The organism is Neolewinella agarilytica (assembly GCF_900110645.1).
In the GTDB taxonomy this organism is placed as follows: domain Bacteria; phylum Bacteroidota; class Bacteroidia; order Chitinophagales; family Saprospiraceae; genus Neolewinella; species Neolewinella agarilytica.
The window spans coordinates 12923-37496 of the sequence record NZ_FOFB01000029.1 but is presented as its reverse complement, the minus strand read 5'-3'; the positions used below and the strand labels follow the sequence as shown (position 1 = coordinate 37496).

Sequence of the window (24574 nt, the reverse complement as noted above, 5' to 3'; positions counted from 1 at the left end):
CGCTAAAGTTTCTTCGCAGTAACTTGACGCCATGTCCTTCTACCAATCATTGGCTAAATACGGCGCGAAGTACGTCGGCGAAGCCCGCCTGTTCAAGTATGGGTTCAATCTATCCCCGATGTACCGGCGCAGTACCGCCCGGATACAGACGGTTTCTGATGACCTGCTCCAGGTCAGCGTCAGGCTTCCCCTGAGCTATAAGAACATGAACTACGTGGGCACCATTTTCGGGGGGAGTATGTTTTCAGCCCTGGACCCCATCCCGATGGTTCAGCTGATCAACCTGATTGGTGATGACTACGTGGTGTGGGACAAATCCGCCCAGATCATCTTCAAGCGGCCTGCCCGCGAGCATCTCTACGCCCGGTTCAGTTACACCACCGAAGAACTGGAACAGATTAAAGCAAGAGTAGCCACAGAAAAGGAGATCGACATTGTAAAGATCACCCGACTGACGGACAAGGCAGGCACTACGACCTTCTGCGAAGTCCATAAAACGATCTATGTGGCAGATAAGGCTCATTACCGGGCAAAGCGCGAAGCACGCTCGCGCGCTAAGTAAAGTTTTCGCGCGATTGACCGTGCTCCTGAAAACTATTCTTTGCACCTGCGGCAGCGCCTTATTTAGTGGATAGTATGGTAGTAGTGGTAGTCTGGTAGTACGGCACCTACTACCATACTACCACTACTATCGTACGATCACTACTATCATACGATCACTACTACCCTACGGCCGTACTTCCCCTTTATTCTTCACCCAGCGCTCCATCCACTGGTCCTGCTCCCAGAGCAGGTGCAGAATAGATTCCTTAGCGCGGTAGCCATGGCTTTCTTTGGGCAACATCACCAGGCGGACAGTGGCGCCCAAACCTTTCAGCGCGTTGAAGTAGCGCTCTGATTGTAGTGGATAGGTGCCAGAGTTATTGTCCGCTTCGCCGTGAACCAGTAGTAGTGGCGTCTTCATTTTTTCTGCGTGCATGAAAGGGCTCATGGTATTGTACACTTCAGGAGCTTCCCAATAGGACCGTTGTTCTGACTGAAAACCGAAGGGCGTCAGGGTCCGGTTATACGCTCCGGAGCGGGCGATGCCGGCGGCGAAGAGATCGGAGTGACTCAGCAGATTGGCCACCATGAAGGCACCATAACTGTGGCCGCCCACGGCGACCCGCTCCCGATCAATGTAGCCTCGCTCATCAACCGCATCAATGGCCGCCTTGGCGTTAGCCACTAGCTGCTTCCGGAAGCTGTCGTTTGGCTCCGTATCTCCCTCACCAACGATGGGGAAAGCCGCTCCGTCCAGCACCACGTAGCCACGGGTAACCCAGTAGATCGGACTACCGTAGTAAGGGTAAATAAACCCGTTGGGGTTGGCCGTCGTCTGGCTCGCACTGGCCTTGTCCTTATACTCCCGGGGGTAAGCCCAGAGGATCATCGGCTTTTTCTCCTTTTTCTCCATGTCGTAACCAACGGGCAGGTAGAGAGTACCGGAAAGCTCCAGGCCATCTTCGCGTTCGTAAGTGATGACTTCTTTATGCACCTTTCCGAGCGCTTCGAAGGGATTAGCAAAATCCGTCACCTGCGTCAGCTTGCCGGAGCGGGTGTCCCGGAAGAAGTAGTTAGGGTAGTCCGTAGGAGACTCGATGCGTACTGAGAGTTGCTTCGTTTTCGGATCGTAGTCCCGCAGGCTTTCAATCCGATCGGTGTACGCAGACTGGTACAGCCGTTCTTTCTTTCCACTGCTAAGGTTCATTTCGTCCAGAAAGGGGAATTGCCCTTTCTCGGAATAGCCGGCCCCCAGCAGAAAGGCATTATCACCGTCCAGAGCCAGCACGGAGCTACCATATTTATTGCGGGTGGTTACGAAGTTACCCGGATCGCTGTAGCGGTCCTGGTAGTTTCGGTCAGCAATGATCACGGGCTTTTTACTGGCGTCAGAAGGATCAAAAACGTAGGTCTTTGTATTGCGGGTATTCCACCAACGGTCGTATGCGATAGCAGTATCGTCATCGCCCCACTGGATACCAGCGTAGCGCATAATGGTTTTCAGGATAGATTTCCCCTCTCCGGTGAAGGGAGCTTCGAGCTGGAAGACCTCGTCGCGGAAGTCCACCTCTTTAGCCGGATCCCCTTCATCGAGGGCTTTAACGTAGACGAGGCTGTGGGGGCGGTCTGACCGCCAGTTCATGCTCCGCCGTCCCTTAGAGGTAGCCATAAAACCCTGAGGGCGGACTTCCTCCAATGGAGCTTCGTTAACGACGGAAACCATTTTTCCGGATTTATCATAAATCGTCGTTATTGTAGGGAAGCGGCTATAGGGCACGATGTAGCTGAAGGGCCGTTCGATCCGGCTCACCATCAGGTATTGGCCGTCGGGGCTAAAGTTTACACTCCGGTACATGGCCGTGGGCAGAAAGGGGCTTTGTGTTCCGTCCAGATTCAGACGAACGATGGTGGACAGCGCCAGCTGCTCAAAATTATGCTCATCATTGGGGTTCTTCAGCAGATCCTGGTAAGTACGGTTTTGGGCTTTCTTTCCATCAGCGGTTGAGATGGTTGGGCCGGTTGGTACGGCAGTGGCTCCGTCAATCAGTGGCTTACGGCTTTCGGGAAGCAGTTTAATGAGCATCGACTGTCCGTCTTCCGCCCAGTTGATGACATCACGAAGGTTGGCATTCAGGGGCGTTTTACTGGCGTCAGTAAGTTGAGTAGCGCTGGCGGTGGCGACGTCGAGCAGCCAGACTTCCACGCCTGCTGAGGCCGTGTGCGTCATGGCGATCTTTTGTTGGTCGGGGCTCCAGCTCAGGTTGCCCAGCTTGGGGCTGGCCGGCAGGCCGGTTACTTCTTTCAGTGTTTTTTGCCCACTTACGGCCCGGACGGCCACTTTGTTGTAGTATGTCGTTCGGCTACCAATATTAGTAGCGGGATCAATGCGCAGTCCACCAAGTCGCATCTCCTGCCGGCTGAGTTCTTCGATAGATTTATAGGCATCCCGGTACAGAAGTACCATGTTTTCCTTAGCGTCGTCCATCAGGACAGAAGGAGCAAGGGGAACATCCACAAGATCCAGAATGGCCTTATCGGGTTGTTGGTAGCCAAGGGTTTGGGCGCGGACGCAGGTGCAGAGGAGGCTCAGTAAGAGCAAGGTGAAAAACGACGGCTTCATTTGGTATGGGTTGATTAGTGGGCTAAGATCGTCATTTTGAGGGACATGGTAAAGTGTTCAGAAAGTGCGGTGTGTAAAACCAAATGCACAAACGAAGGGATTAAAATTATCTTCCGTCCCTGACAAGCATTCAGGCTGTGACGCTGTCCGCTGAATGCTGAATCTACTACTGAAGTAAATGAGCTTAGCTTCTTTGTTGTCCATTTGGTTATACACACGAAAGTGCTTCGGACCGGACTAGAAGCAGAAACAAGCTGATAAAAAAAGAGCGACCTCGAAAATATTCGAGGTCGCAATTAGAATTAGTTATTTGAGAAACAAAATGAACAATGCTATGAACAACACAAAGACTTAGTTAAAGGAGGCTAGTAGCCCGGCCGGTTAACTAATACAAATATCGCCTGTTTAACGGAATAAGCCACAATACAAAGGCGATAACAGGGCTACCAATCGATTGCGCAAGGGCTACAGTAGGGCTACAATACTACAGAATTGTTGTTTTACCCCCATTTACCGCTCTTTTACTATCTTGCCAACCGTCTTCATGAAAAAGGTATGTTAGTGAGATTTTTTGTTGTGGTTTTAGTATTTTTTTTCCTGTTGCAGGGCGGTTCAGCCTTTGCACAGTCTCAATCACTTCGTGATCAGGTTAACGCTTTGTCGGCAAAGAAATATTCTAAAAGTGATGTTGCTGAAGCTAAGAGGCTTTTGCCGATTGTACAGGAACATGGGGATTTTAAGTTAACGTTCGACCTTCTTGACTGGCTGAGTGACTACTATACAGATACAGGGGACTACAAACAGGCAATGCTATATTCCAGACAAGCAGCCATGGCCGCCCATCAATCGAAGGATTCGCTTCGCATGGCTGACGGGCAAATGAATATTGGCATGATATTTTTTCGAACGGATGACTATGAACAATCAAATGCCACCTTCCGGCCACTGATAGAAGCTTATAAAAAATTAGGGGATACGCTCAGTGCCGGCAGGGTCGAGGGTAATATTGCCCTCAACTATATGAGAGCTGAAAAACAGGACACTGCTCTTCAGCTACTACTGCGAGCCTGGGCTACGATGCGTAAGCATGGCTCTCCCTCTGACTGGTTAGCTGTTGACCGAAACATCGGGGTAATTTACGCGATGACGGGAAAGCCCGAACAAGGCTTACCCTACACCGAGCGAAGCCTGAATACCATTCTTGCTCAACGAGACACGTTCGAATTCGCACCCGCCTACGGCAACCTTGCCTACACCTATCAGCAACTTGGCGACTTTAAACGCGCTCTTCCTTTATACGATTCTGCGCTCTACTATTCGCGGCTACAGGAGCAGAATGCCGTTACCTACGTCACCTTGAAGGACATAGCCGACGGCTACCTCTCAATTGGTGATTACAAGAATGCTCTCCGCCTATTTCAGGAATACCAGGCCGTAAAAGAAAGCGTCCTCAATGAAAACACCTTGAACCGAATCGCAGAACTTAAGGTAGAGTACGAAACAGAACAACAACAACTTGCCCTTGAGGCTAGTGAGCAAAAAGTTCTTTTACTTGAGGGAGAAGCCAGGATCAGGCAGCAACGCCTGGTGCTCATCATTATCGGTTTGTTTTTCAGCTTAGTCCTTGGGTTACTCGTTTTCAGACAGTGGCGCAGAGACATACGCTACCGCGCGACCAAAGAAAAGCTGATCGCTGCCGAACTGGCCAATGAGCGCCTGACTTCAAGCCTACTGAGCACCCGACTGGAAAACAAGCAAGGGGATCTGACCAACTTTGCCCTTGACATCGAGCGGAAAAATAAATTTTCGCGGGAGCTGACGGATCGCCTGGGCGCGCTGAGAAAAGTGTTACCGACCAAGCTCCGCCCGCAGGTTGATGACCTGATTCGATACGCCCAGGGCCACGAGCAACTAAACGGGCAATTAGAAGTGGTGCAGGAGAATATTGACCAGGTCAACCGCGAATTCCATCAAAAGCTGAAGAAAGCCTTTCCCAACCTTACCGCAAGTGACCGGGAGTTAGCGGGGCTGCTCCGCCTCAATATGACAAACAAAGAAGTAGCCACTAACCGGGGCATCTCCACGGCCAGTGCAAAAATGGCGCGCTACCGGCTGCGCAAAAAGCTCAATCTTGTACCGAGCGATGACATTAATGCCTTTCTGCAGGATCTTTAACATTGGGGAAGCGGGGGTAATCATCCCCTTAGGTTCATCCCAACCCCTTCACAATCTCCCGGCAAAGGGCCAGGAACATCTCCGTTGTGCCTAACGGGCTACTGGTCGTAAAGCCCGGGTTAGCCGAATGTTTTACGATGACCGTATGCGTAGCAGGATTGACATAGATGAACTGATTATAGACGCCGACGGCCAGAAACTCTCCCTCGTCTCCATCTGGCACCCACCATTGATAACCATAGCCTAATGTATGCGCTGAGCTGGGCCGTACGCCCGGCTGAAGGTGAGGAGCGTCAGGTGTAACGGAAGCGGCTACCCAGCTTTCCGGGATAATCTGTGTTCCTTGCCAATTCCCCTTATGTTCGTACAAACTACCCAGTCTGGCGCAATTCCGGACGGTAGTATTAAGGCCACCCAGGGCCATTTCCATACCGTAGTCATCCGTGAGCCAATACGAGTCGTGTTCCATCCCCAGTGGATTCCATAGCTTCTCTTTGGCGTATTGAGCAATGTTTTGCCCCGTTGCCCTGACCAGCACCATCCCCAACACGTGGGTGTTGATGCTTACGTAGTGATTAAAAGTCCCTGGCTCTTTTTCCCGCTCCAGGCCGGCGGCGAAAGCGTCCTGGCTGGCACCCCAGGCGAAGCCCCTTCCCCATTGATTGATATCGGACCAAAAATCCGCGTAATCTTCATTAAAGGCTACTCCCGAAGACATTTGCAGTACGTCCTTTATCCGTACACCTTCGTAACCGGAGCCTAACAGGACCGGGCAATACTCGTCTACCGTTTGCTCCAGGCTTTCCACCTTTCCCTCCGCCACCGCAATACCAAAAAGAGCGGACAGAAACGACTTAGAAACAGACCATACGATCTGGGGTGTTTCGGCGGTATGCCCCCTGAAGTACTGTTCGTGTCGAATCGTATCATTGTCGAGGATCAGAAAGCCCGTCGTGTAGGATGAGTCAAGGTAAGCTGGCACTGCCATCGTTAAGGATCCATACGTAAAGGAAGCAGGTAGCGGTGGAGTAGTCCGTGCCTCCGGAAGCGGAGAAGGCTGATCGGCGGCCGGTATTTTACGGTAGGTCATCATCTTGTCGGTGCTGCGAAAATTGTCCACGATGATCTCCCGGTCAAAAAAGTGCATGACCTGGTTAACCCGCTGAAGTTTTGGGTAATAGCAGACAGCGGCCAGCAGCAGGAGAAGAAGCAAGCCAAGAAGAACTTTTAGGAACAATTTCATTTTTTAAAGGTAGAAAAGATTATTTCTGCTGCGGTAAGGCAGGTAACAGCTTCCTCTGCTTTTCGTCTTTTCCCCTGCACCTGCGCGCCGTCGCCCGTCAACTTTAGGGTGTATAGAGCTCCCTGTGTGGATCTTTTATAATTTCCCGCCGTAAGGCCTAACACACTACCGTACTAAAACCGTAAGTTTGCCCAAAGCTCGATACCCACATGAAATTCTCCGTTTCCTCTTCCGATCTGCAGAAAAAACTAAGCCTCGCAGGAGGTGCTATTTCCAGCAACCCCGTATTGCCCATCCTTGAAGACTTTCTCTTCACCATTGAGGGCAACCAATTAACCATTGCGGCTACGGACCTGGAAACGAGCGTTACCACCAATTTAGAGGTCAATGCAGATGGCAACGGCACGGTAGCCGTACCCGCCAGGATTCTGATTGACACCTTAAAAGCACTTCCCCAGCAGCCGATTACTTTTTCTGTTGACGAAGACAACTTTGGCATCGAGATAACGTCTGCTTACGGCAAGTACAAGCTCGCCGGCGAAAATGGAGAGGACTACCCGGACATCCCCGTACCGACGGATGCCGACGAGGTCTCTGTCTCCAGCCTCGCTTTACTGGAGGGCATCAATAAAACGCTTTTTGCTACTTCTACTGATGAATTGCGGCCGGCCATGACGGGCGTCTTCTTCCAGGTTGACTTCAGCAAGCTCGTTATGGTAGCCACCGATGCACACAAACTGGTGAAGTATTCTTTAAGCGACATCACCGGTGAGGTAACCAGTAGTTTCATTATCCCCAAAAAGGCGCTTAACCTGCTCAAAGGAGCGCTGCCTTCTACGGACGAGCAAGTGTCCGTCTCGTTTGACAAGGCGAATGCATTCTTCGCCTTCGGAGAAAATAAAATGGCCTGCCGGCTCATCGACGCCCGCTACCCGGATTACAATGCCGTTATCCCGGTCGACAACCCCAACGAGCTACTCATTAGCCGCACGGATCTGCAGCAGAGCCTGAAGCGTATCGTTATCTATGCCAATAAGACAACGAATCAGGTCATTCTTACCATCGCCGACGGCAGCCTGACCGTTAGTGCACAAGATCTTGACTTCAGTAATGAAGCTACGGAGCAACTTTCCTGCACCTACAGCGGAGACCCGCTAACGATCGGCTTTAACGCGAAGTTTCTCGTTGAGATGCTTGGCGTTTTAGAAGGCGAAGAAGTGAAGCTCGAAATGAGTACCGCTACCCGCGCCGGAATCCTGCTGCCTACCGAGCAAGCAGGCGGTCAGGAAATCATGATGCTGGTGATGCCGGTAATGCTGAGCAACTAAAAAAGGACGAAGGGCAGATTGATTGCATAGCTGCTTTAATCCCTGGCGTAAAACACATAAAGGCCCGCATCTCTTCCTGAGATGCGGGCCTTTATTTTTTACAGTAATGGTTAAGGGTACTACTTGACCAGCCGAACGGAAGAACTTCCGCCATCATTAGACAGCCTTAGCAGATAAGTTCCGGAAGCGACATCAGCTGTAGAGATCATAAACCGTCCACTACGGACTTCAATTGATTGCTCCGTGATCAAGCGGCCAGTGATGTCCAGTAGTTGCAGAAGTGTGGTGTTGCCACGCAGACCGTTGACTTCTACCGTCAGGAGCTGAGTAAACGGATTGGGGTAAACACTAAATTGATCGGCAGCCTCGGGCAGATCGGTCCCCGTAGTCAGGGTATTGGGTTCACAAGGAGTCGGTTTCCCGTGAGCGTAGACCCGCTCGGTGGGCGAATCGATCAGCTGAATGGACGTACCCTCCGTGGGGGCTAACAGTTCCGTTCCCGTCATCCAAATACCTGCATCCGATGCGATAGGTTCTCCGGTACGATCACCCATTCCCCAGACCACATAAGATAAAAGGGTGCTCATATTTCCATAGCCTGGCAGAGTACTGATGGCCAGTTCTCCCGCTTCAGCCATGAGGGTAGTCCCCAGGTTAATCGTAAGCTGTTCTCCGGGGTCAGCGATCAGGTCTCCGCAGATTACTTCCAATCCATCTACCTGGCTGAATACTCCATCGATACCAATAAACAGCTCCCCAAAGTTAACCGGGAAAGTACCCAGGTTGATGAGTTCTACTTTTCCATCTTCTGCAATCTCGTTAATACCCACTACCTGGGGTTGCTCTTCCAGCAGCATCACGGTCGCCGACTGAAAGCCACCGGCTGAGGCCAGGCTTCCATCAATTGCTCTGAAACGATAAATGATGGGAAGGACTAACCCTGGTCGGAATCCAATAGCTCTCAGTGTATCGTAAAGGCCTTCAAGGGTGTTAACGTAGCTGGTATCCGTCCCTACCCGGGTGGTCGTCAGTAGTTCTTCGAACTCCGTCTCATTGGGTGCTGCTAATTCAAGGATATAAATTAGTGAGTCTGTATTCGGATCTGATGACCGGGTAAAGGATGCACTCTGAACGTCGCTTCCTTCGGGAGCAATAATGATAGTTATACTGTCTTCAGGCGTGATTATTTCGGGAGCAGTAGGGAAGGCATTATCGTCCCGCAGTAGCTGGCCACGAATGGCTCCACTGGTAAATTCAGAAGTAGACAGTGTGAAGTAGGTACCTCCTTGCGCCAACCGGGCCAGCCTCGCAGAATCCGCGTTAAACTGGTTGACATCGGCGGGAAAGCCGCCGGAAAGTCCGTCCTCAGCAAGCTGGGCATTGAGCCTGAAATCAACAGCGCCTCTAACGGAAATACTTCCTCTCCGCAGCTGAGCGTTCCCCCTTACCGGGTTCCGCAAATCAGCGAAAGCGCCAGTGACCACGATCTGATTATCCGTAGCCTCAATCATGACAAATCCATTAGCGGTTGTAATGGTTGGTACCGCTGCTACATTAACACCATTCAGATTAGCACCGTAATAGCCCTTGGCCAGGTTCATTACCTGTCCGCGGACTTCTCCGCCTTGCACTGCTCCGGTATGGACGTTAACGTAGAACTCACGGGCATAAAACGCCTGGACCTGTTCTTCCGTTACCGTAAAGGAATTGTTTTGCGGCAACCATTGCCCGCCCTGCTCTCCGTCTTCTGCGGAGATAACGAGTGGAAAAACCACTGGCCCACTGGATCCCGCCAGAGCCAGATGCAGATGGGCACCTCCGGCAATGTCAGTAGCCACGGTATCCAGCAGATCGTTTACACTTCCGCTCAGTGTCATGGTAGAGTCTCCGTCAAAGCTCAGTAACACCCGGCCATTTCCGGGTGTATTGACGGACAACGGACGAGCCTGGTGCCCGGAAAGGTTCGCATAAAAAGAAGTAACCCCCATATTTTTGATCTGCCCTCTAAGCTCACCACTACGAACAGCTCCGGAGTGTATGTTGATGTAGAGCATATCCATATCCAACGCGGCCAGTTGCTCGGCCGTCAGTTCGAAACTGTTATCCTCAGCGGAGATCGTGGCCCCCAGACCATCATTCGCAATGTCTAGCGCCAAAGGAAATATCACCGGGCCATTACGTCCGGCAATTGCCTGGTGAATGTGTGCTCCTCCGGCCAGGTCGGTAGAGATGGTATCCATCAAACCGCTGAATGCTCCGGAAACAGTAATAGTGTTACCAACTCGTTCTACCATCACCGCTCCGATACCAGGAGAATGTACCGACGGGTTTTCGTTGATGCCCAACAGGTTAGCCATCTTGTAATCGTCTGCTCCTGCCGGAACCAACTGCCCGCGCAATTCACCGCCACTATGTTCTATTGTGTGGATATTGACGTAAAGGCCACGATCATTAAGAAGCTGCAACTGCTCAACGCTTAATTCAAAAACATTGCTATCTGCGGAAAAGACACCGCCCCGCATATCTGCATCTAAATCACTGTTGAGTAAGAACTCTACACCGCCGGATTGTCCGGCGAGACCAGCATGCAGGTGAGCCCCACCAGCCACACTAAGGTCAACGGCAGCATTAAGACCGGAGAATTCGCCGCTCACCGTCAGGGTATTACCCTCTAAGGAAGCCGTAAGTGTTCCTCTACCCAGCGTTGTAACGGGAACAGGTAGCTCATTTAAGCCGCTAAGCTGTACCACAAATTCAGTCTCCATCTCTGTACTTCCCAAAAGAGCCGGGGTGGATGCGTGTGCTACAGAAGGCCCTGTTTCACCATTAACCTTCGTCACTTTGCCGGCAAAGAGCGGAAAAGAAAACAGAAGAGCAATTATTGGAAATAGCCATTTTGTGGGATAAACAGATCGTTTCTCAGTCATGGTCAAGGGATTATGCAATGTCAAAGGGATTTTAATTGATTCAGCACTCGGTTTTCCGGCCAGGCAACCCGGAGTTCCTGAATAATGAGGCCGCAATTTACGGCTTATTTACCTGGGGGTTTGAACTTCCATTGATGAAGAAAAAATCTCTAAGAACCTATGGCTGCCTTAATTGTACTGATTAATAAACCCACAACATGAAGACTTCTGCAGAATTATCACTCTACCCACTGACCAAAGACTATGAAGAGCCCATTATTGCATTCATTAAACTTCTTCAGGAACAACCCGACATCAAGGTAGCCACCAACGGGCTTTCTACGCAGCTTACGGGGGAATACGATGCAGTGATGAAAGCGCTCACCCTGGCCATGAAGCCCAGCATGGCAGAATCTACAACCTGCTCCTTTGTTATAAAGCTACTCAACGTAGCAATAAGCCCCGGCGAAAAAGTAGCTGTTTGAATACTGGGGGGTACCCAGGGCTGACGCGTCATTAGTAATCTTAACGTGCAAGAGCCTGTAAAATGATGATGCGGTGGCCCAGGGGGGCACCAATTACTATTGTGCTGGCCGCTGATAAAAACTGTAGCCTCCGCGTTGATAGAGCAAGTGAGCATCCGGCACTTCCTTTAGAACACGCTCTGTTTTATTCAGGGGACTGCTGAAAAACAGCGGAAGCGGGTTGGATCCATGAAACCGGCATTGCCGGTCCTGGCACCCGCTATGATAAGTGTCGGGTAAGATGCCGCTGTAGAACCAATGAGCGTAAGACTTATGATAGGCAGTACCTACTGACACCTCCTTACCCTGTAACCCCCGATAGAAGGCCACCAATTCTCCCTGGCTGTAAGTTTGAAGACGCGGTGCAAAACAAGGCAGCGCAATAGCTACAAATAGCCCCATGATTAAAAGGTGCATACTGGCCAGCGACCAGGCATCAACAAATGTATACCTATATAAGGCTACTATCCCTGACAGCACCGTTAAGAAAGGCAGCAGTGTATACCAGGGCCAATCGACTACCAGCTCTAATCTGGAGAGAAGCCCTTCGTCGTTAATATAAGGTAACAGACTATCCAGATTCCAGGCAAGAAGAGGAAGGCTAAGGGAAGCCAAGGCATACAGCCCCCAAATAAAAATACTTCCACCTTTCACGAGCCGAAGGTCTTTTTCCCTCAACGGCCCACTACTTACTGCCCGGGCGGCGAACCAGCAAAGGGGTAAGTAGCAAAGACTGGAGTAGTGTACTATCTTGGTAGTGACAATAGAAAACAGGATCAGGACAACCCAGAATAGTATTCGCATACCCTGGTCCAGTTTGCTGTTAAAGACTTTTCTGCGCAGAAGAGCCGGCAGTGCAAAAACCGAAGCAGGGAAACAACCTAATAGTAAGACCAGAAAGTGATAGCCAGGAAACCCACCATGGCCAGCATCCGGTTGGCGGAAAAGGCGCCATTGGTAGCGAAGAAATTCTTTAGCGAAGTAGCCATCGTCCTCTTTCCAGAGAAAGGCGACCCAGATGGTGATGGGCAACAGGGCCAACAGGCCAATGAGCCCGTAAGAAATGACTTGTCGAATCCGGTACGCCCTGGGCTGATCATTAAAAAGCAATGCCAACAGCCAACAAAGCCCGGCAATCAGGCCAGCAGCTGGCCCTTTCGTCATAACGGCCAGGCCCAGGAACAAGCTACTGGCCAGTCCGTTTCTGAGGGAATAACCTTTGCCGGTTAAAACAGGGAGCAGGGCCAGGAGGATAAAAAGGTTAAACCAGGGATCAATAATCCCTGACCTAAAATACAGTTGAGGTAAAAGACTGAGCAGAAAAAATGCGGCCCAGCGTAAAGCTGTTTTCTCGTTGGCATGCTTTTGGGCGAAAAAAAAGAGCACTAAAGCGGAAACCAATCCACAGATGATGTTGGGAAACCTGGCCGCAAATGGCCCTGGCCCAAACACCCTGAAACTGTGCAGTTGCATCCAGGCGAAGAGAGGGGGCTTTTCGTGAAAGGGCTGGTAGTTAACGGTTGGGTGTAACCAATCCCCGCTTAAGAGCATTTCACGGGCGATTTCGGCGAAATTCAGTTCATCCCAATCATAAAGGTCAAGATTGTTAATCCCCAGCATCCAGCTACTCACCACCAATAGTAGGGAGAGGAGGACCCAAAACCGGGAAAATGACTTCACTTCGGATAGTTTTAAAGAACAGCAGATTTGGCGAATCTAAGTGACGGGATGATATTTGCAGCCCCAAAATGGGGTGAAAAGGTACTTTTCTTATGCGAAAACTTATTTTTTGTCCTCCCATAAAGTGACCTTACCAGTATCTTTGCGTCGAACACGGCAGTACTGTTAAAAATTACATTCCAGTAACTACTCATCAATTTTCAATTAAATCTTTCCTTTCATGAGACTCAGTCTTACCCTTATAGTTGCCCTGGTACTCAGCGCAGTTGGTGTCCAGGCCCAACAACTACCTTCTAATCCAGATCCCAACAAGTGTTACGTTCGTTGTGTAACTCCTGACGTTTACACTACTGAGACGGTTCGCATCCAGACTCGTCCTGCATACAAGTCACTCAGTGTTGTTCCTGCCACTTACAAGACCGTTACCGAACGCGTTCTCGTAAAGGAAGGTTACAAGCGCTACGAGTTCGTTCCTGCAACGTTCCGTACTGAGTCTATCTCTTACCAGTCACAGGCTCCAGGAGAGACCATGACGGTTACGGCTGCTACCTTCACGGATGCTACCGAGCGTGTACTCATCAAGCCAGAAACCAGCAAGTGGGAATCTACCGCTTACGAAGGTTGTGAGTCTGACGATCCTAACGACTGTCAGGTACTGTGTTACCGCACGTACGATGCTGAATACCGCACTATCCCCGTACAGCGCCTCGCTGCTGACGCCGGAAGCTCTCGTAGCGGAACTGCTGCACGTACTTCTACCTACACCAAAGAGGTAGTAGCTACTCCTGCTCAAGTTCGCGAAATCGACATCGATCCTGTTTACGAAACGATCACTAAGAGCGTTATCGACCAGCCTGCTACGGTTAACACGACCACTGTTCCTGCACAGTACACTGAGATCACCAAAGAAGTACTTACTTCTAAAGGTGGCCTGACCAGCTACGAAGAAATCGACTGTGAGCTGCTGACCAGCTACAACGTACTTCCTATCAACTACGCTTCTGGTAGTGCTGCACTTACCAGCGCCGCTCGTCAGGTTGTTGATGATCGTCTGCTGAGCCTCCTCCGTGAGCGTCCGAACATTCGCATCCAGATCAACGCTCACACTTCCAGCGTAGGTTCTGCCGGTGGCAACCAGGCTCTTTCTGAGCGTCGCGCTAAAGGTGTTGCTGACTACCTCGTTAGCCGTGGTATCAACCGCAGCCGCCTCGTAACCCGCGGTTACGGCGAGAGCCAGCTCAAGAACCGTTGTGCTGACGGTGTTAACTGCTCTGAAGCTGAGCACGCTGTTAACCGTCGCACTGAGTTCCGTGTACTAAACATGGACATGTAATCACCCCTGACGGCCCAGCCGTTAACTGATTCAATTCAAAGCCCCCGTTCACTTAGGTGAGCGGGGGCTTTGTCATTGGGGGTATACTTCGCAGCGGTAGGGTTTGCGCGCAGAGACCGTAGTGAATAGGAGAATGAGGAGGCTACGCCGGATTGGGGAGAGGGCCTTCAGGTCCGATAATACTTACGCTGGATTTGGGCGCGACCGCAGGTGCAGCGGACGTTGGAGAAGCAGAGAAAGACCATTAGCACCTTTCGCTCAATTCCCCTCTTGGTTATTTTCCTCCGAAACGTAAACTGAGGACTCCCTTAACGGCCTCCTTTACGATGGAGCCGTGCATTTTGCTGGCCCCGAGGATGCGGTCCGTGAAGATGATGGGAACTTCCACAATCTTATAGCCCAGCTTCCAGGCAGTATGCTTCATCTCGATCTGGAAGGCATAGCCGATGAACCTGATGGCATCAAAGTCAATGGCCTCCAGCACCGGGCGGGTGTAGCACATAAAACCGGCCGTGGGGTCTTTGACGGGCATCCAGGTGATCAGGCGAACATAGAGGGAAGCACCGTAGGAAAGCAGGCGCCGGTCAACCGGCCAGTTTTCCACCCCGCCACCACTGGTGTAACGGGAGCCAACGGAGACATCACCGCCGCCCGTATGACATGCCTCCCGCAGGCGGATAAGATCCTTGGGGTTATGGCTGAAGTCAGCGTCCATCTCAAAGAAATAGCGATAGTTCTCCGACCTTTTCAGCCCCCAGCGGAAGCCGTCCAGGTAAGCAGTTCCCAGGCCCAGCTTACCGGCTCTTTCGAGCAGGTGGAGGCGGTCCGGGTTTTCCCGTTGTAATTCCTTAATAATATTTCCGGTTCCATCGGGGGAGCCATCATCTACAATCAGGAGATGAAAATCATGGGATAACCCAAAGACAGTCTCCACCATTTTAGCGATGTTCTCCTTTTCGTTGTAAGTGGGAATAATGACGAGGCTATCGCTCAAGAGGCTTGTTTTTTCTAAGGGCACAAATATATGGCTAGATCGGACAAATAATCTGCGGAAAATCTGTTGTTCCGTCTTCTGTCAATAAAACGGGCCATTTGATTCAGGTAGTTTTACATAACCATTACCGGGAAAGAGGCCCAATTGCCCCAAATGGTTGACTAGCAAAAAGTATTAGCCGCTGTAATTCGTTCAAATCCGGATGCCGGCAGGCGACAAAAAACCGCTCGCTTATTGACAAACCAAGGTAACGTCCGATCTTCGCGGCATGAGACGATGCTTACTCCTTCTTTGCTTTCTTACCTTTCTCTGCACCTGCGCCCGCGCCCAGGGTCCCGTTAGCGGCTTCCCGACGCCAAAGGGAGAAACGGCCATCGCCATCAGTTACAGTAAGGAAAACTACGATAATTATTTCCTGCCGGACAACGGAGAGGAGAACCGGGAAATCGAAACGATCAGTTACAGCCTGTTTGTGGAAACTGGGGTGAGTGACAATATGTCGCTGATCGCTACCCTGCCCTGGATGCAAATCAATGATGACGAAGGCAGTCTGCAGGACGCCTCTCTCTGGTTAAAATACATGAACCTTGAAAAACGCTCCGGCCGTTCAGCCAATCGTGTTTTCACCTCGGTAGGTCTCAGCCTGCCCGTCGGCAACTATGAAACGATGGGCAATACTGCCCTGGGGCAGCGAGCCACCGTTTTTCAGGGCCGGCTGGTGTATCAGTTTCAACACGACGACGGCTGGTTCCTGCACGGACAGACGGGCATTGACTTCCAGATATCTCCCGAAGCTCAATCCTCCTGGCCATTACTGCTGCGTACTGGCTACGGCGGTAAGTTTTTCTATACGGAAGCCTGGATAGAATTCGTCACGGCACTGGAAAGCGGAAGCGGTGTGCAGGGTGCCGCTGCCGGAACGGGCTCCAGCTGGCGCCGGCTTGGCGGCACCTTTTACGTGCCGGTGACCCGCTGGGCCGGGCTTAATCTGGGTGCCGCCTGGGTACTGGGGGGCGAATTCATCGGGGAAAGCTCCCGGCTAAACCTGGGCTTCGTGTTTAAATTAGGCACAGGAAAGTAGAACAGGATATGCCTCTCTCTTACTACCCATTACTGTTCAATATCTCCGCCACGTGCATCACCCGCAGCGGTTTGCCCTCCCGGCGAATGAGCCCTTCCATGTGCATCAGGCAAGACATATCACCGGAGGTAATAACTTCCGAATCGTGCGCCAGATGATCGGCAATACGGTCGCGTCCCATCTTGGTGGACAGCTCCGGTTCATTGACGCTGAAGGTGCCGCCAAAGCCGCAGCATTCGTCCGTACGTTCCAGGGCTACCAGCTCAATATCTCTGACCATACTGAGCAGATAGCGGTAGTGGCTGAAGGCCTCCCCTACCCGCTCCGAGCCTGAGCCCAACCGCAGGCCACGCAAGCCGTGGCAACTGTTGTGGATACCAACCCGATGCGGGAAGCGGGCGTCCAGTTTTTCGACGTTGAGGACATTAATGAGAAAGTCCGCCAATTCATAGGTCTTTTCTCTAACAGCCAGTGCTTCCGGTGTCTGTTCAATTACGTCGTAGTGGTGCTTTACGTGGTATACGCAGCTGCCGGAAGGGCATACAATGTAGTCGTAGCTCCCAAAAGTTTTCACGAAATTATCGTAGATCGGCCGGGCCTCCTGCTCCATTCCGGAATTGGCCAGCGGCTGCCCGCAGCAGGTTTGTTCGCGGGGAAAAACAACCTTACAACCTAGTTTTTCGAGGAGTTCGAGCGTGGCAATGCCGGCTTTGGGGTAAAACTGGTCGACGTAGCAGGGAATGAAAAGAGCAACGGTCATGGGTAGTAAGTCTGGTAGTATTCTGGTCTGGTAGACGAACGGCAAGTTAAGGCCGTTACACGTGGGCGCTGTCCTGTACTGTCAGCTTACCACAATTCCAGCGCGGAGAGCCTGGCGGCACTTGACCGGCTTTTGTCAGGAAATGGTCGGGGCGACGGCGCGCAGGTGCAAGGGGAAGTTGAAGGGGCAAGAGCCTCAAAACCCACAACAAAACAAAAACCACAAAAGAACCCACAATTTGTTTAAATAAATCTTTACTGTTTTGTATGTTTGTGATCTTAACAGGACAATCATTAGCTTCTACCGGGACGCTCAAAGGTCACTCCGCGACGCTTCGAGGTCCCTCCCGGATAAGCGGTCCTCGAAGCGTCCTGGAAGGACCTTCGAGCGTCCGCCTTTTCTCCAGAGCATATGACTACCTTAGCGATCCTAACAACAGCAGTAAATGGCCCAATATACCGAAGACAACATTCGCTCACTTGACTGGAAAGAGCACATTCGCTTACGCCCCGGTATGTACATCGGTAAAACGGGAGATGGTGCCAGCCCGGACGACGGTATCTACATCCTGTTAAAAGAAGTAATCGATAACTCCATCGATGAGTACGTCATGGGGCACGGTAACCAGATTGAGGTAAAGGTAGAAGACGGTGTTGCCTCCGTTCGCGACTACGGCCGGGGTATCCCGCTGGGCAAGGTCATCGATGTTGTATCGAAGATGAACACCGGCGGCAAGTATGACAGTAAAGCCTTTAAAAAATCGGTAGGCCTGAATGGTGTTGGTCTGAAGGCAACCAACGCCTTGTCGGAAGAATTTACGGTCTACGCCGTCCGGGAAGGCAAGCTAAAAAAAGCCGACTTCGCCTATGGCGAACTGCAGAAGGAGCACAACCAGGCCAGGACTAAAGAAGCCAACGGCACCTTCATCAGCTACCGGGCGGACTCCCAGATCTTCAAAAAATATAAATACCGCTCGGATTACATCGAGAACCAGCTCTGGAACTACGCCTACCTGAACGCTGGCCTCAAGCTGATCTTTAACGGAAAAACCCTGGTGAGCCGCAACGGGCTGCGGGACCTGCTGGAGCGCCGCATCGGCACCGAGCTACAGCGCTACCCCATCATTCACCTCAAGGATGAGGACGTAGAAGTGGCCATTACCCACGGCAATGGTTACGGAGAAGCGTACTACAGCTTCGTCAACGGACAGTATACCACTCAGGGAGGTACCCACCTGAATGCCTTTAAGCAGGCGACGGTGGAATCCGTTCAAAAGCACTTCGGAAAAGCTTATGACCGCAAAGACATCCTGGCCAGCATCGTTGCGGCCGTTGCGGTGAAGGTCGAAGACCCCATCTTTGAGTCACAGACGAAGACAAAGCTCGGCTCCACGGACATGGGCCCCGGCTCTCCTACGGTAGTCACCTTTATGCGCAACTTCCTGATGGAGAAACTGGATAATTATCTCCACAAAAACCCGGAGGTAGCCCAGGCACTGGAAAAGCGGATCAAGCAATCTGAACGCGAACGTAAGGAGATCGCCGGCATCAAGAAGCTGGCCAACCAACGGGCCAAAAAGGCCAACCTGCACAACAAAAAACTACGGGACTGCCGCGTACAGTACAACTCTACCAAGAAGACCCACACCGAAGAACAGAAGCTCGCTACAACAATCTTTATTACCGAAGGTGACTCCGCCAGTGGTTCCATCACGGTTGCCCGTGATGTGCAAACCCAGGCTGTTTTCTCCCTGCGGGGTAAGCCACTTAACTGTTTCGGACAGACGAAAAAGGTCGTCTACGAAAACGAAGAGTTCAACCTGCTGCAGCACGCGCTAAACATTGAAGACGGTGTTGATGAGCTTCGCTACAATCGCGTTGTGGTGGCTACTGATGCAGACGTAGACGGGATGCACATCCGCCTGTTGCTGCTGACCTTCTTCCTTCAGTTTTTCCCGGATATGGTCGGGGCCGGCCACCTCTACATTCTGGAGACCCCGCTCTTCCGCGTACGCGATAAGCAAAAGACCTTCTATTGCTACAGCGAGCAGGAAAAAGCAGACGCCATTAAGGCTCTACGCGGCAAGCCGGAGATTACCCGATTCAAAGGACTGGGGGAAATCAGCCCTAAAGAATTCAAAGACTTTATCGGCGAAAACATTCGTCTTGAGCCCGTCGTCCTCGGTGATTCCACCAATATCGACGACCTGCTGAAATACTATATGGGCAAGAACACCCCGCAGCGGCAGAATTTCATCATCGACAACCTGCGCGTGGAAAGAGACGACGATCTGGACGGGGATGGAACGTCGGACGTGGAGCAACTGGAAGCCGTTGGATAGGCTCCCGCACGTCAGAAGTGGGATCGGGGCTTTCGCAGATGTACGCTCCGGGAGCCTGCAGCCCCGTTTGCTTTCGGAGCCGGCCTCCTGAAGCGGAGGCTTTTTGGGGTTTGATGGTCCGCTTGTCCGGTTTAGTGATCGACGAAAATTGCGCCCGAGCTCGTCAGAGCTGCGTAACGCAGGTCCGGGCTTTAGCCCGGATAGGCTAACAATCCTTCCAATGAATGCATTTTCTTAACGCCAACAATGTATGATGGTAGCCTGCCAGACTACCGAACGACAAGACTACAATCACTCCTCCTCCAAGTGTAAAATCAATAAAGGCGTCGTTGGGTGTAGTACCATTTGCCGTGTTTCACTAAAGTGAAAAAGTCGCTGCCAGAAACCCCGGTGACGGGTGACCATAACGGCCATGTCAATGGGATGGTTTTTCAAATACTCGACAAGTCCTTCCTGAACACTGTCAGCCGTGACTTCCTTGATCTCAAAAGAGAACTCCGGGTCAGGATTATTGAAAAGCGGAGCGAAAAGGCGCTCCCGCTGCCCTTCGTGAAGGCCTTCCTCATCATTGACGTGTACAAAGTGTACACGACCATTGAAGAGTTCGTTGAACTCCATGAACTGCAGTACCGCCCGCCGGCTCAGTGAAAGGTTGTTACTCGCGTAGAGGATGTTGCCAAAATCAGCAAAAGTAGCTTTGCCGGGAACGAGTAGTACCGGACAGTTGGCTCGTTGGGATACCGCTGAAGACACACTTCCAAAAAGTTCTTCGAGCAAATCCGATTCTCCGCTGGCTCCCATCACGATGAGATCGAATTGCTGACTGTGTTCAACAATTTTGTCTGCGGCAAAACCCAGCAGAAGTTCACTTTTGCGGGTGAGCCCCTTTGGGGGGGTAATGGCTGCGAGGTACTTCCCCATTCGCTCATCCCGCTCCTCCATCAATTGCCCTACGGGAGCAATAGTAAGGGAGTCCGCCGAGGCCGTCTGTGGCGTAAACACGTGGATAGCTTTAACTTCAGTAACACCGATGTGTGCTGCCAGGGACTCAGCGTATTGAAGAGCGGTGGTTGAGCCGGTGCTGAAATCAACGGGGACGAGAATTCGACTGATCATGAGGATGACATTAGGGGGGGGCAAGATAGACAGGGAAAGAGGACTAATTTACATTCGGGCACCTACTTTAATACAAAATCTCCATCCATTTTTCATTCGATGCGTTACATACAGCAGACAAGACGTCTAAACGATTATGCTGACAGCCTTTCTTCCACTACTTTGCCACTCTCGAAAAAACCGGGAAGAAGACACCCTCCCGGTAAAAGGGCAGGAAAACTGGTTCTTGCATCGTTTTTCTCCTGCTGAAGACCTGAAAACGGCCTGGCCGGAGGCCGGGCGGGAAGACAATTTCTGGATTAGCCCCGAAACATTAGCCTTTCAGGTTAACCAGCCACAAGGCCTGGAAACCGAAGCCATTGTACTGTTCAACAAGCAGGACGACAGGCAGGTATTACTAACCACCCAGACCTTCTATTTTAACGCTGCGGGTCAGGTAAGCAACTCGGCGAAGGGGGATACTTCCAACTATGACTTCCGCAGAAGGTTACTGACTCCGTTCTCCTTTAAGGTCCTTTGTCTGGGGCAATTCCTCACCTCCGGGCCATTTGCTCAGGACGGGCTTCACCGCCTTTCTTCCTCCGAAGCGGCTGATCTGTTACCCGCTGTGGCAGCTACGCTGACGGCCTGCAACCCATCCTATGTTGCTGTTTTAATCAAAGACCTTTACCCCCTTACGGACCCCGTAACGCAGGAGCTGCAGACAAAAAAGTTCCACCTCCTGCCCGCTGACCCAGTCATGGAACTCCATCTGGAGAAGAATTGGGAGACGATGGATGATTACCTGGCCTCCCTCACGAGTAAGTATCGCGTTCGATATCGGCGCGCCCGGTCTAAATTTGCGGGCATTAGCCGCCGACGGCTAAGTTCACGCGATGTAGCGTTCTGGCGGGACCGGATGTATGAATTATACCGTTCTACCAGCGCAGGAGCGGACTTTAATGCCGCTAACCTGACGCCAGCGTATTTCCCCTGGCTGGCCCGTGTCCGTAGCCAGAAAAAGAAGTGGACGCTGGAAGCAGCCTTGATCCCTGATGGTCAGTTCACCCTGGCAGAACCACCATTGCCCGAGGCCGGAGACAATTTACTCTTCGGTTATTTCAACGCTGAAGGAGAAATGATCGGATTCACTTCGGCCATCCCTAATGGTTCCGTGATGCATGCTCACTATCTGGGCATGGAGAATAGCTACAAACACAGCCATCATCTCTATCACAACATGCTTTTTGACTTGCTGGAGGATGCAATTGCGGGTGGATTCAACAAACTGGATTATGGCCGTACGGCCCTTGAAATCAAAAGTTCAATCGGTGCGGTTGCAGTTGATTACGCCTGCCTGATCATGGCACGACCCCGCCTGATCAATTGGCTCATTCCCTTCTTCACTTCAGCCGTTTACAAAGCTCCGGAATGGACTGCACGGAACCCTTTCCGCCAATAATTCCGGGCGAAAGCAGGCCTTTTTTGAAACAGTCATTTTTTTGACATTTAATAGGATAAGTGCCAACCTTTTCGATTGTCAGGAGGTTCTTTGGGCATACAGGAATGTAAGAAATATTATGCTGGATTTAGTTTAAATTTCTTTGTTTAAACGGCAATAATTCGATAAATTACATCGTCCTGTTTTTGATTGTTTTACCCACCAATTACCTAAGAGCTTATGAGTCCTGCTAGAAACCTGAAGTATCGCTATCTGAAAACCAAAATGGCCCTGAACCAAACGGTACAGTCTATCTTGGATATCAACCGAAAGCGCCGGGTGTTCCGGGAGGATTCCTCCAGGCAGGAAGAACTGGCCGAAGAGTTGAAAGTACTGAATGCCGTGGCAGAAAATCATGCTATGCGTCTGCGGACCTACGAGCAAAGATTACAGCAGGATGACCGCGCCTGATTTCAGCCGAGCGTCATAAAAACGAATCCTTTAGCGAAAATTCGCTAATTAATTTCCAGAGGCTTTCGGACCTCTGTATATTTGCGGGCGCAGCCGCAGGTGCAAAGTAATTTTTCCGGGCAGCAGGGCAGAGCAAGTCGTTGCTAATGACTTCCACTGCTTTTTCAAGCTCCCCCTTGCACCTGCGTCCGCGCCTTCTTGTTTGCTACTGGCAAACAAACAACTGAACTCGATCTAATCCAAGCCTATGAAAATGCTTGTCTGCGTCAGCAAGACGCCTGAGACTACGACAAAAATCCAGCTCAACGGAGACCACTCCGACCTGGATTACAGTGGTGTAAACTACATCATGAACCCTTACGACGAGTGGTACGCCCTGGTGCGTGCCCTCGAGCTCAAAGAAGCAGCGGGGGGTAGCGTAACCATCCTTAATGTTGGCCCTGCGGACAATGACGCCGTCATCCGTAAAGGCCTCGCTATCGGGGCGGACGATGCCATCCGTGTAGATGCTACCGGAGGTGGCAGCCTCTTTATTGCCAAGCAGATTGCAGCTCAGGCCAAAGCTGGCGGCTACGACATTATCTGGTTCGGCAAAGAAACCATCGATTATAATGGTTCTGAGGTTGGCGCCATGGTTGCGGAGTTGCTTGACGTGGCCTACGTCGGGGAAGCCAGCCACCTGGAGATGAACGGTACTACCGCTACGGTCACCCGCGACATTGAAGGTGGTATAGAAATCGTTGAGGTAAGTACTCCCTTCGCCATCAGCGCAGCAAAGGGAATGGCCGAACAGCGTATTCCTAACATGCGCGGCATTATGATGGCTAAGCGTAAGCCACTCAACGTCGTCGCTGCCGAAGACGCAGCCGCAACTACCAGTGTCAAAAGCTACGAACTCCCACCCGCCAAGACGGCCGTCAAGCTCATTGATCCGGAAAACATGGAAGAGCTCGTCAGGTTATTGCACGAGGAAGCGAAGGTCATCTAAGCATCCGTATCCCGCATTATTTAAAGAATCAGCCGGTTTTACAAACTGGCTCCAAAATATAGAACTATGGTACTCGTATTCGCGGAAGCGACTAACGGAAAGTTCAAAAAGGCCGCTCATGAGGTGGTCACTTACGGTGCTAAAACAGCGGCTGCTCTGGGCACGGAGTGCGTTGCGCTCACCCTCGGCGACGTGACGGACGCTGGCGACCTCGGCCGCTTCGGTGCCTCCAAAGTATACAATCTGTCTGCTCCAGAGCTGGCAACTTTTGACGGTAGCGTTTATACCGCTGCCATCGCCGGTGCTGCCCGGCAGCTGGGCGCGAAGGTGATCATCCTGCTGCACAACAGCACGGGTAAGAACCTGGTTGGCCGCCTGGCCGCCCGGCTCGATGCCGGCTCCGTTCCCGGTGCTAACGCCATCCCGTCTACTGACGGAGGCTTCTCCGTCCGGAAATCCGTTTTCTCCGGAAAGGCCATTGCTGACGTAAGCATCAACACGGACTATAAAGTCATCAGCCTCTCCGGCAATTCCATCCCCGTAGAGGAAAGCGGAAGCGCCGTGAGCGTGGAGAGCATCAGTGTTGACCTGCCCGCCGCCAAAACCAAAGTATTGGAAACCAAGCGCGCCGAAGGCATCACGCCACTTCCCGAAGCCGAACTGGTAGTCTCCGGAGGCCGTGGCCTCAAGGGCCCCGAGAACTGGGGCGTTATTCAGGACCTTGCTGACGCCCTGGGCGCCACAACGGCCTGTAGCCGCCCGGTAGCTGACGTAGGTTGGCGCCCTCACCACGAGCACGTCGGACAGACCGGTGTTGCCATTCGTCCTAACCTGTACATCGCTGCGGGGATCAGCGGTGCCATTCAGCATCTGGCCGGTGTCAACAGCTCAAAGACTATCGTGGTAATTAATAAAGATCCGGAGGCTCCTTTCTTCAAGGCAGCGGACTACGGAGTGGTCGCTGATCTGTTTGATGTATTGCCCCGATTGACCGAAGCGATCAAGGCACATAAAGCAGGGTAAAACTAAAAAGGACGTAATCGTAAAGAAA

18 protein-coding genes are annotated in these 24574 nt (G+C 51.7%); 11 read left to right on the top strand and 7 right to left on the bottom strand.

From position 1 onward, the window contains the following. Positions 1-31 precede the first annotated feature (31 nt). Positions 32-562, top strand: coding sequence for a DUF4442 domain-containing protein (locus BM123_RS20230; protein WP_090172322.1), 531 nt, complete (start codon positions 32-34; stop codon positions 560-562). Between the two features lie 165 nt (positions 563-727). Here BM123_RS20230 and BM123_RS20225 read toward each other — a convergent pair whose 3' ends face one another. After that, complete coding sequence (locus tag BM123_RS20225) at positions 728-3163, bottom strand: S9 family peptidase (protein WP_090172320.1); 2436 nt, start codon at positions 3161-3163, stop codon at positions 728-730. A gap of 807 nt (positions 3164-3970) precedes the next feature. Between BM123_RS20225 and BM123_RS20220 the strand changes: the two genes are divergently transcribed. After that, positions 3971-5338, top strand: a complete 1368-nt coding sequence (locus BM123_RS20220) for a tetratricopeptide repeat protein (RefSeq protein ID WP_175489485.1) — start codon at positions 3971-3973, stop codon at positions 5336-5338. A 34-nt stretch (positions 5339-5372) separates the two neighbouring features. Here BM123_RS20220 and BM123_RS20215 read toward each other — a convergent pair whose 3' ends face one another. Continuing rightward, positions 5373-6581 (bottom strand): serine hydrolase domain-containing protein, encoded by a 1209-nt coding sequence (locus BM123_RS20215; RefSeq protein WP_090172316.1) that lies wholly within the window; start codon positions 6579-6581, stop codon positions 5373-5375. A 209-nt stretch (positions 6582-6790) separates the two neighbouring features. Here BM123_RS20215 and dnaN point away from each other — a divergent pair, with 209 nt between their 5' ends. Further along, entirely contained in the window at positions 6791-7909 is a 1119-nt protein-coding gene (dnaN, locus tag BM123_RS20210) for a DNA polymerase III subunit beta (protein WP_090172314.1), read from the top strand. A 119-nt stretch (positions 7910-8028) separates the two neighbouring features. Here dnaN and BM123_RS20205 read toward each other — a convergent pair whose 3' ends face one another. Continuing rightward, positions 8029-10836 (bottom strand): CHRD domain-containing protein, encoded by a 2808-nt coding sequence (locus tag BM123_RS20205; protein WP_090172312.1) that lies wholly within the window; start codon positions 10834-10836, stop codon positions 8029-8031. A gap of 197 nt (positions 10837-11033) precedes the next feature. On the opposite strand from BM123_RS20205, the gene BM123_RS20200 reads away from it, so the two are divergent. Next, positions 11034-11300 (top strand): YkoF family thiamine/hydroxymethylpyrimidine-binding protein, encoded by a 267-nt coding sequence (locus BM123_RS20200; protein ID WP_090172310.1) that lies wholly within the window; start codon positions 11034-11036, stop codon positions 11298-11300. A gap of 96 nt (positions 11301-11396) precedes the next feature. On the opposite strand, the gene BM123_RS20195 is transcribed toward BM123_RS20200, so the two are convergent. Continuing rightward, positions 11397-13019 carry an ArnT family glycosyltransferase gene (locus BM123_RS20195; RefSeq protein ID WP_139211993.1) on the bottom strand — a complete coding sequence of 541 codons (1623 nt, stop codon included), beginning with the start codon at positions 13017-13019 and terminating at the stop codon, positions 11397-11399. A gap of 220 nt (positions 13020-13239) precedes the next feature. Here BM123_RS20195 and BM123_RS20190 point away from each other — a divergent pair, with 220 nt between their 5' ends. After that, complete coding sequence (locus BM123_RS20190; protein ID WP_090172306.1) at positions 13240-14352, top strand: OmpA family protein; 1113 nt, start codon at positions 13240-13242, stop codon at positions 14350-14352. A gap of 274 nt (positions 14353-14626) precedes the next feature. On the opposite strand, the gene BM123_RS20185 is transcribed toward BM123_RS20190, so the two are convergent. Continuing rightward, on the bottom strand, positions 14627-15346 hold the full coding sequence (locus BM123_RS20185) for a polyprenol monophosphomannose synthase (RefSeq protein ID WP_090172304.1): 720 nt from the start codon (positions 15344-15346) through the stop codon (positions 14627-14629). Positions 15347-15614: 268 nt separating this feature from the next. On the opposite strand from BM123_RS20185, the gene BM123_RS20180 reads away from it, so the two are divergent. Continuing rightward, entirely contained in the window at positions 15615-16427 is an 813-nt protein-coding gene (locus BM123_RS20180; protein WP_090172302.1) for a hypothetical protein, read from the top strand. Between the two features lie 22 nt (positions 16428-16449). Here BM123_RS20180 and BM123_RS20175 read toward each other — a convergent pair whose 3' ends face one another. After that, a complete protein-coding gene (locus BM123_RS20175; protein ID WP_090172300.1) occupies positions 16450-17187 on the bottom strand; it encodes a (Fe-S)-binding protein in 738 nt (245 codons plus the stop codon). 445 nt (positions 17188-17632) lie between these two features. Between BM123_RS20175 and BM123_RS20170 the strand changes: the two genes are divergently transcribed. Then, entirely contained in the window at positions 17633-19528 is a 1896-nt protein-coding gene (locus BM123_RS20170; protein WP_090172298.1) for a DNA topoisomerase IV subunit B, read from the top strand. A 291-nt stretch (positions 19529-19819) separates the two neighbouring features. Here BM123_RS20170 and BM123_RS20165 read toward each other — a convergent pair whose 3' ends face one another. After that, a complete protein-coding gene (locus tag BM123_RS20165; RefSeq protein ID WP_090172296.1) occupies positions 19820-20644 on the bottom strand; it encodes a universal stress protein in 825 nt (274 codons plus the stop codon). A gap of 226 nt (positions 20645-20870) precedes the next feature. On the opposite strand from BM123_RS20165, the gene BM123_RS20160 reads away from it, so the two are divergent. From BM123_RS20160 to BM123_RS20145, 4 genes are all read left to right on the top strand, one after another. After that, positions 20871-22085 carry a hypothetical protein gene (locus BM123_RS20160; RefSeq protein ID WP_139211991.1) on the top strand — a complete coding sequence of 405 codons (1215 nt, stop codon included), beginning with the start codon at positions 20871-20873 and terminating at the stop codon, positions 22083-22085. Positions 22086-22304: 219 nt separating this feature from the next. After that, positions 22305-22535: a hypothetical protein gene (locus BM123_RS20155; protein ID WP_090172291.1), complete on the top strand. Its 231-nt coding sequence runs from the start codon at positions 22305-22307 to the stop codon at positions 22533-22535. Between the two features lie 247 nt (positions 22536-22782). Then, positions 22783-23523, top strand: a complete 741-nt coding sequence (locus BM123_RS20150; RefSeq protein ID WP_090172289.1) for an electron transfer flavoprotein subunit beta/FixA family protein — start codon at positions 22783-22785, stop codon at positions 23521-23523. 66 nt (positions 23524-23589) lie between these two features. After that, entirely contained in the window at positions 23590-24546 is a 957-nt protein-coding gene (locus BM123_RS20145) for an electron transfer flavoprotein subunit alpha/FixB family protein (RefSeq protein WP_090172287.1), read from the top strand. The last annotated feature ends 28 nt before the right edge of the window (positions 24547-24574 follow it).

Bases quoted from the DNA above. Each gene is read 5' to 3' on its own strand.
- BM123_RS20230 (WP_090172322.1), top strand. From the start codon at position 32: ATGTCCTTCTACCAATCATTGGCTAAATACGGCGCGAAGTACGTCGGC.
- BM123_RS20225 (WP_090172320.1), bottom strand. From the start codon at position 3,163: ATGAAGCCGTCGTTTTTCACCTTGCTCTTACTGAGCCTCCTCTGCACC.
- BM123_RS20220 (WP_175489485.1), top strand. From the start codon at position 3,971: ATGCTATATTCCAGACAAGCAGCCATGGCCGCCCATCAATCGAAGGAT.
- BM123_RS20215 (WP_090172316.1), bottom strand. From the start codon at position 6,581: ATGAAATTGTTCCTAAAAGTTCTTCTTGGCTTGCTTCTTCTCCTGCTG.
- dnaN (WP_090172314.1), top strand. From the start codon at position 6,791: ATGAAATTCTCCGTTTCCTCTTCCGATCTGCAGAAAAAACTAAGCCTC.
- BM123_RS20205 (WP_090172312.1), bottom strand. From the start codon at position 10,836: ATGACTGAGAAACGATCTGTTTATCCCACAAAATGGCTATTTCCAATA.
- BM123_RS20200 (WP_090172310.1), top strand. From the start codon at position 11,034: ATGAAGACTTCTGCAGAATTATCACTCTACCCACTGACCAAAGACTAT.
- BM123_RS20190 (WP_090172306.1), top strand. From the start codon at position 13,240: ATGAGACTCAGTCTTACCCTTATAGTTGCCCTGGTACTCAGCGCAGTT.
- BM123_RS20180 (WP_090172302.1), top strand. From the start codon at position 15,615: ATGAGACGATGCTTACTCCTTCTTTGCTTTCTTACCTTTCTCTGCACC.
- BM123_RS20175 (WP_090172300.1), bottom strand. From the start codon at position 17,187: ATGACCGTTGCTCTTTTCATTCCCTGCTACGTCGACCAGTTTTACCCC.
- BM123_RS20170 (WP_090172298.1), top strand. From the start codon at position 17,633: ATGGCCCAATATACCGAAGACAACATTCGCTCACTTGACTGGAAAGAG.
- BM123_RS20165 (WP_090172296.1), bottom strand. From the start codon at position 20,644: ATGATCAGTCGAATTCTCGTCCCCGTTGATTTCAGCACCGGCTCAACC.
- BM123_RS20155 (WP_090172291.1), top strand. From the start codon at position 22,305: ATGAGTCCTGCTAGAAACCTGAAGTATCGCTATCTGAAAACCAAAATG.
- BM123_RS20150 (WP_090172289.1), top strand. From the start codon at position 22,783: ATGAAAATGCTTGTCTGCGTCAGCAAGACGCCTGAGACTACGACAAAA.
- BM123_RS20145 (WP_090172287.1), top strand. From the start codon at position 23,590: ATGGTACTCGTATTCGCGGAAGCGACTAACGGAAAGTTCAAAAAGGCC.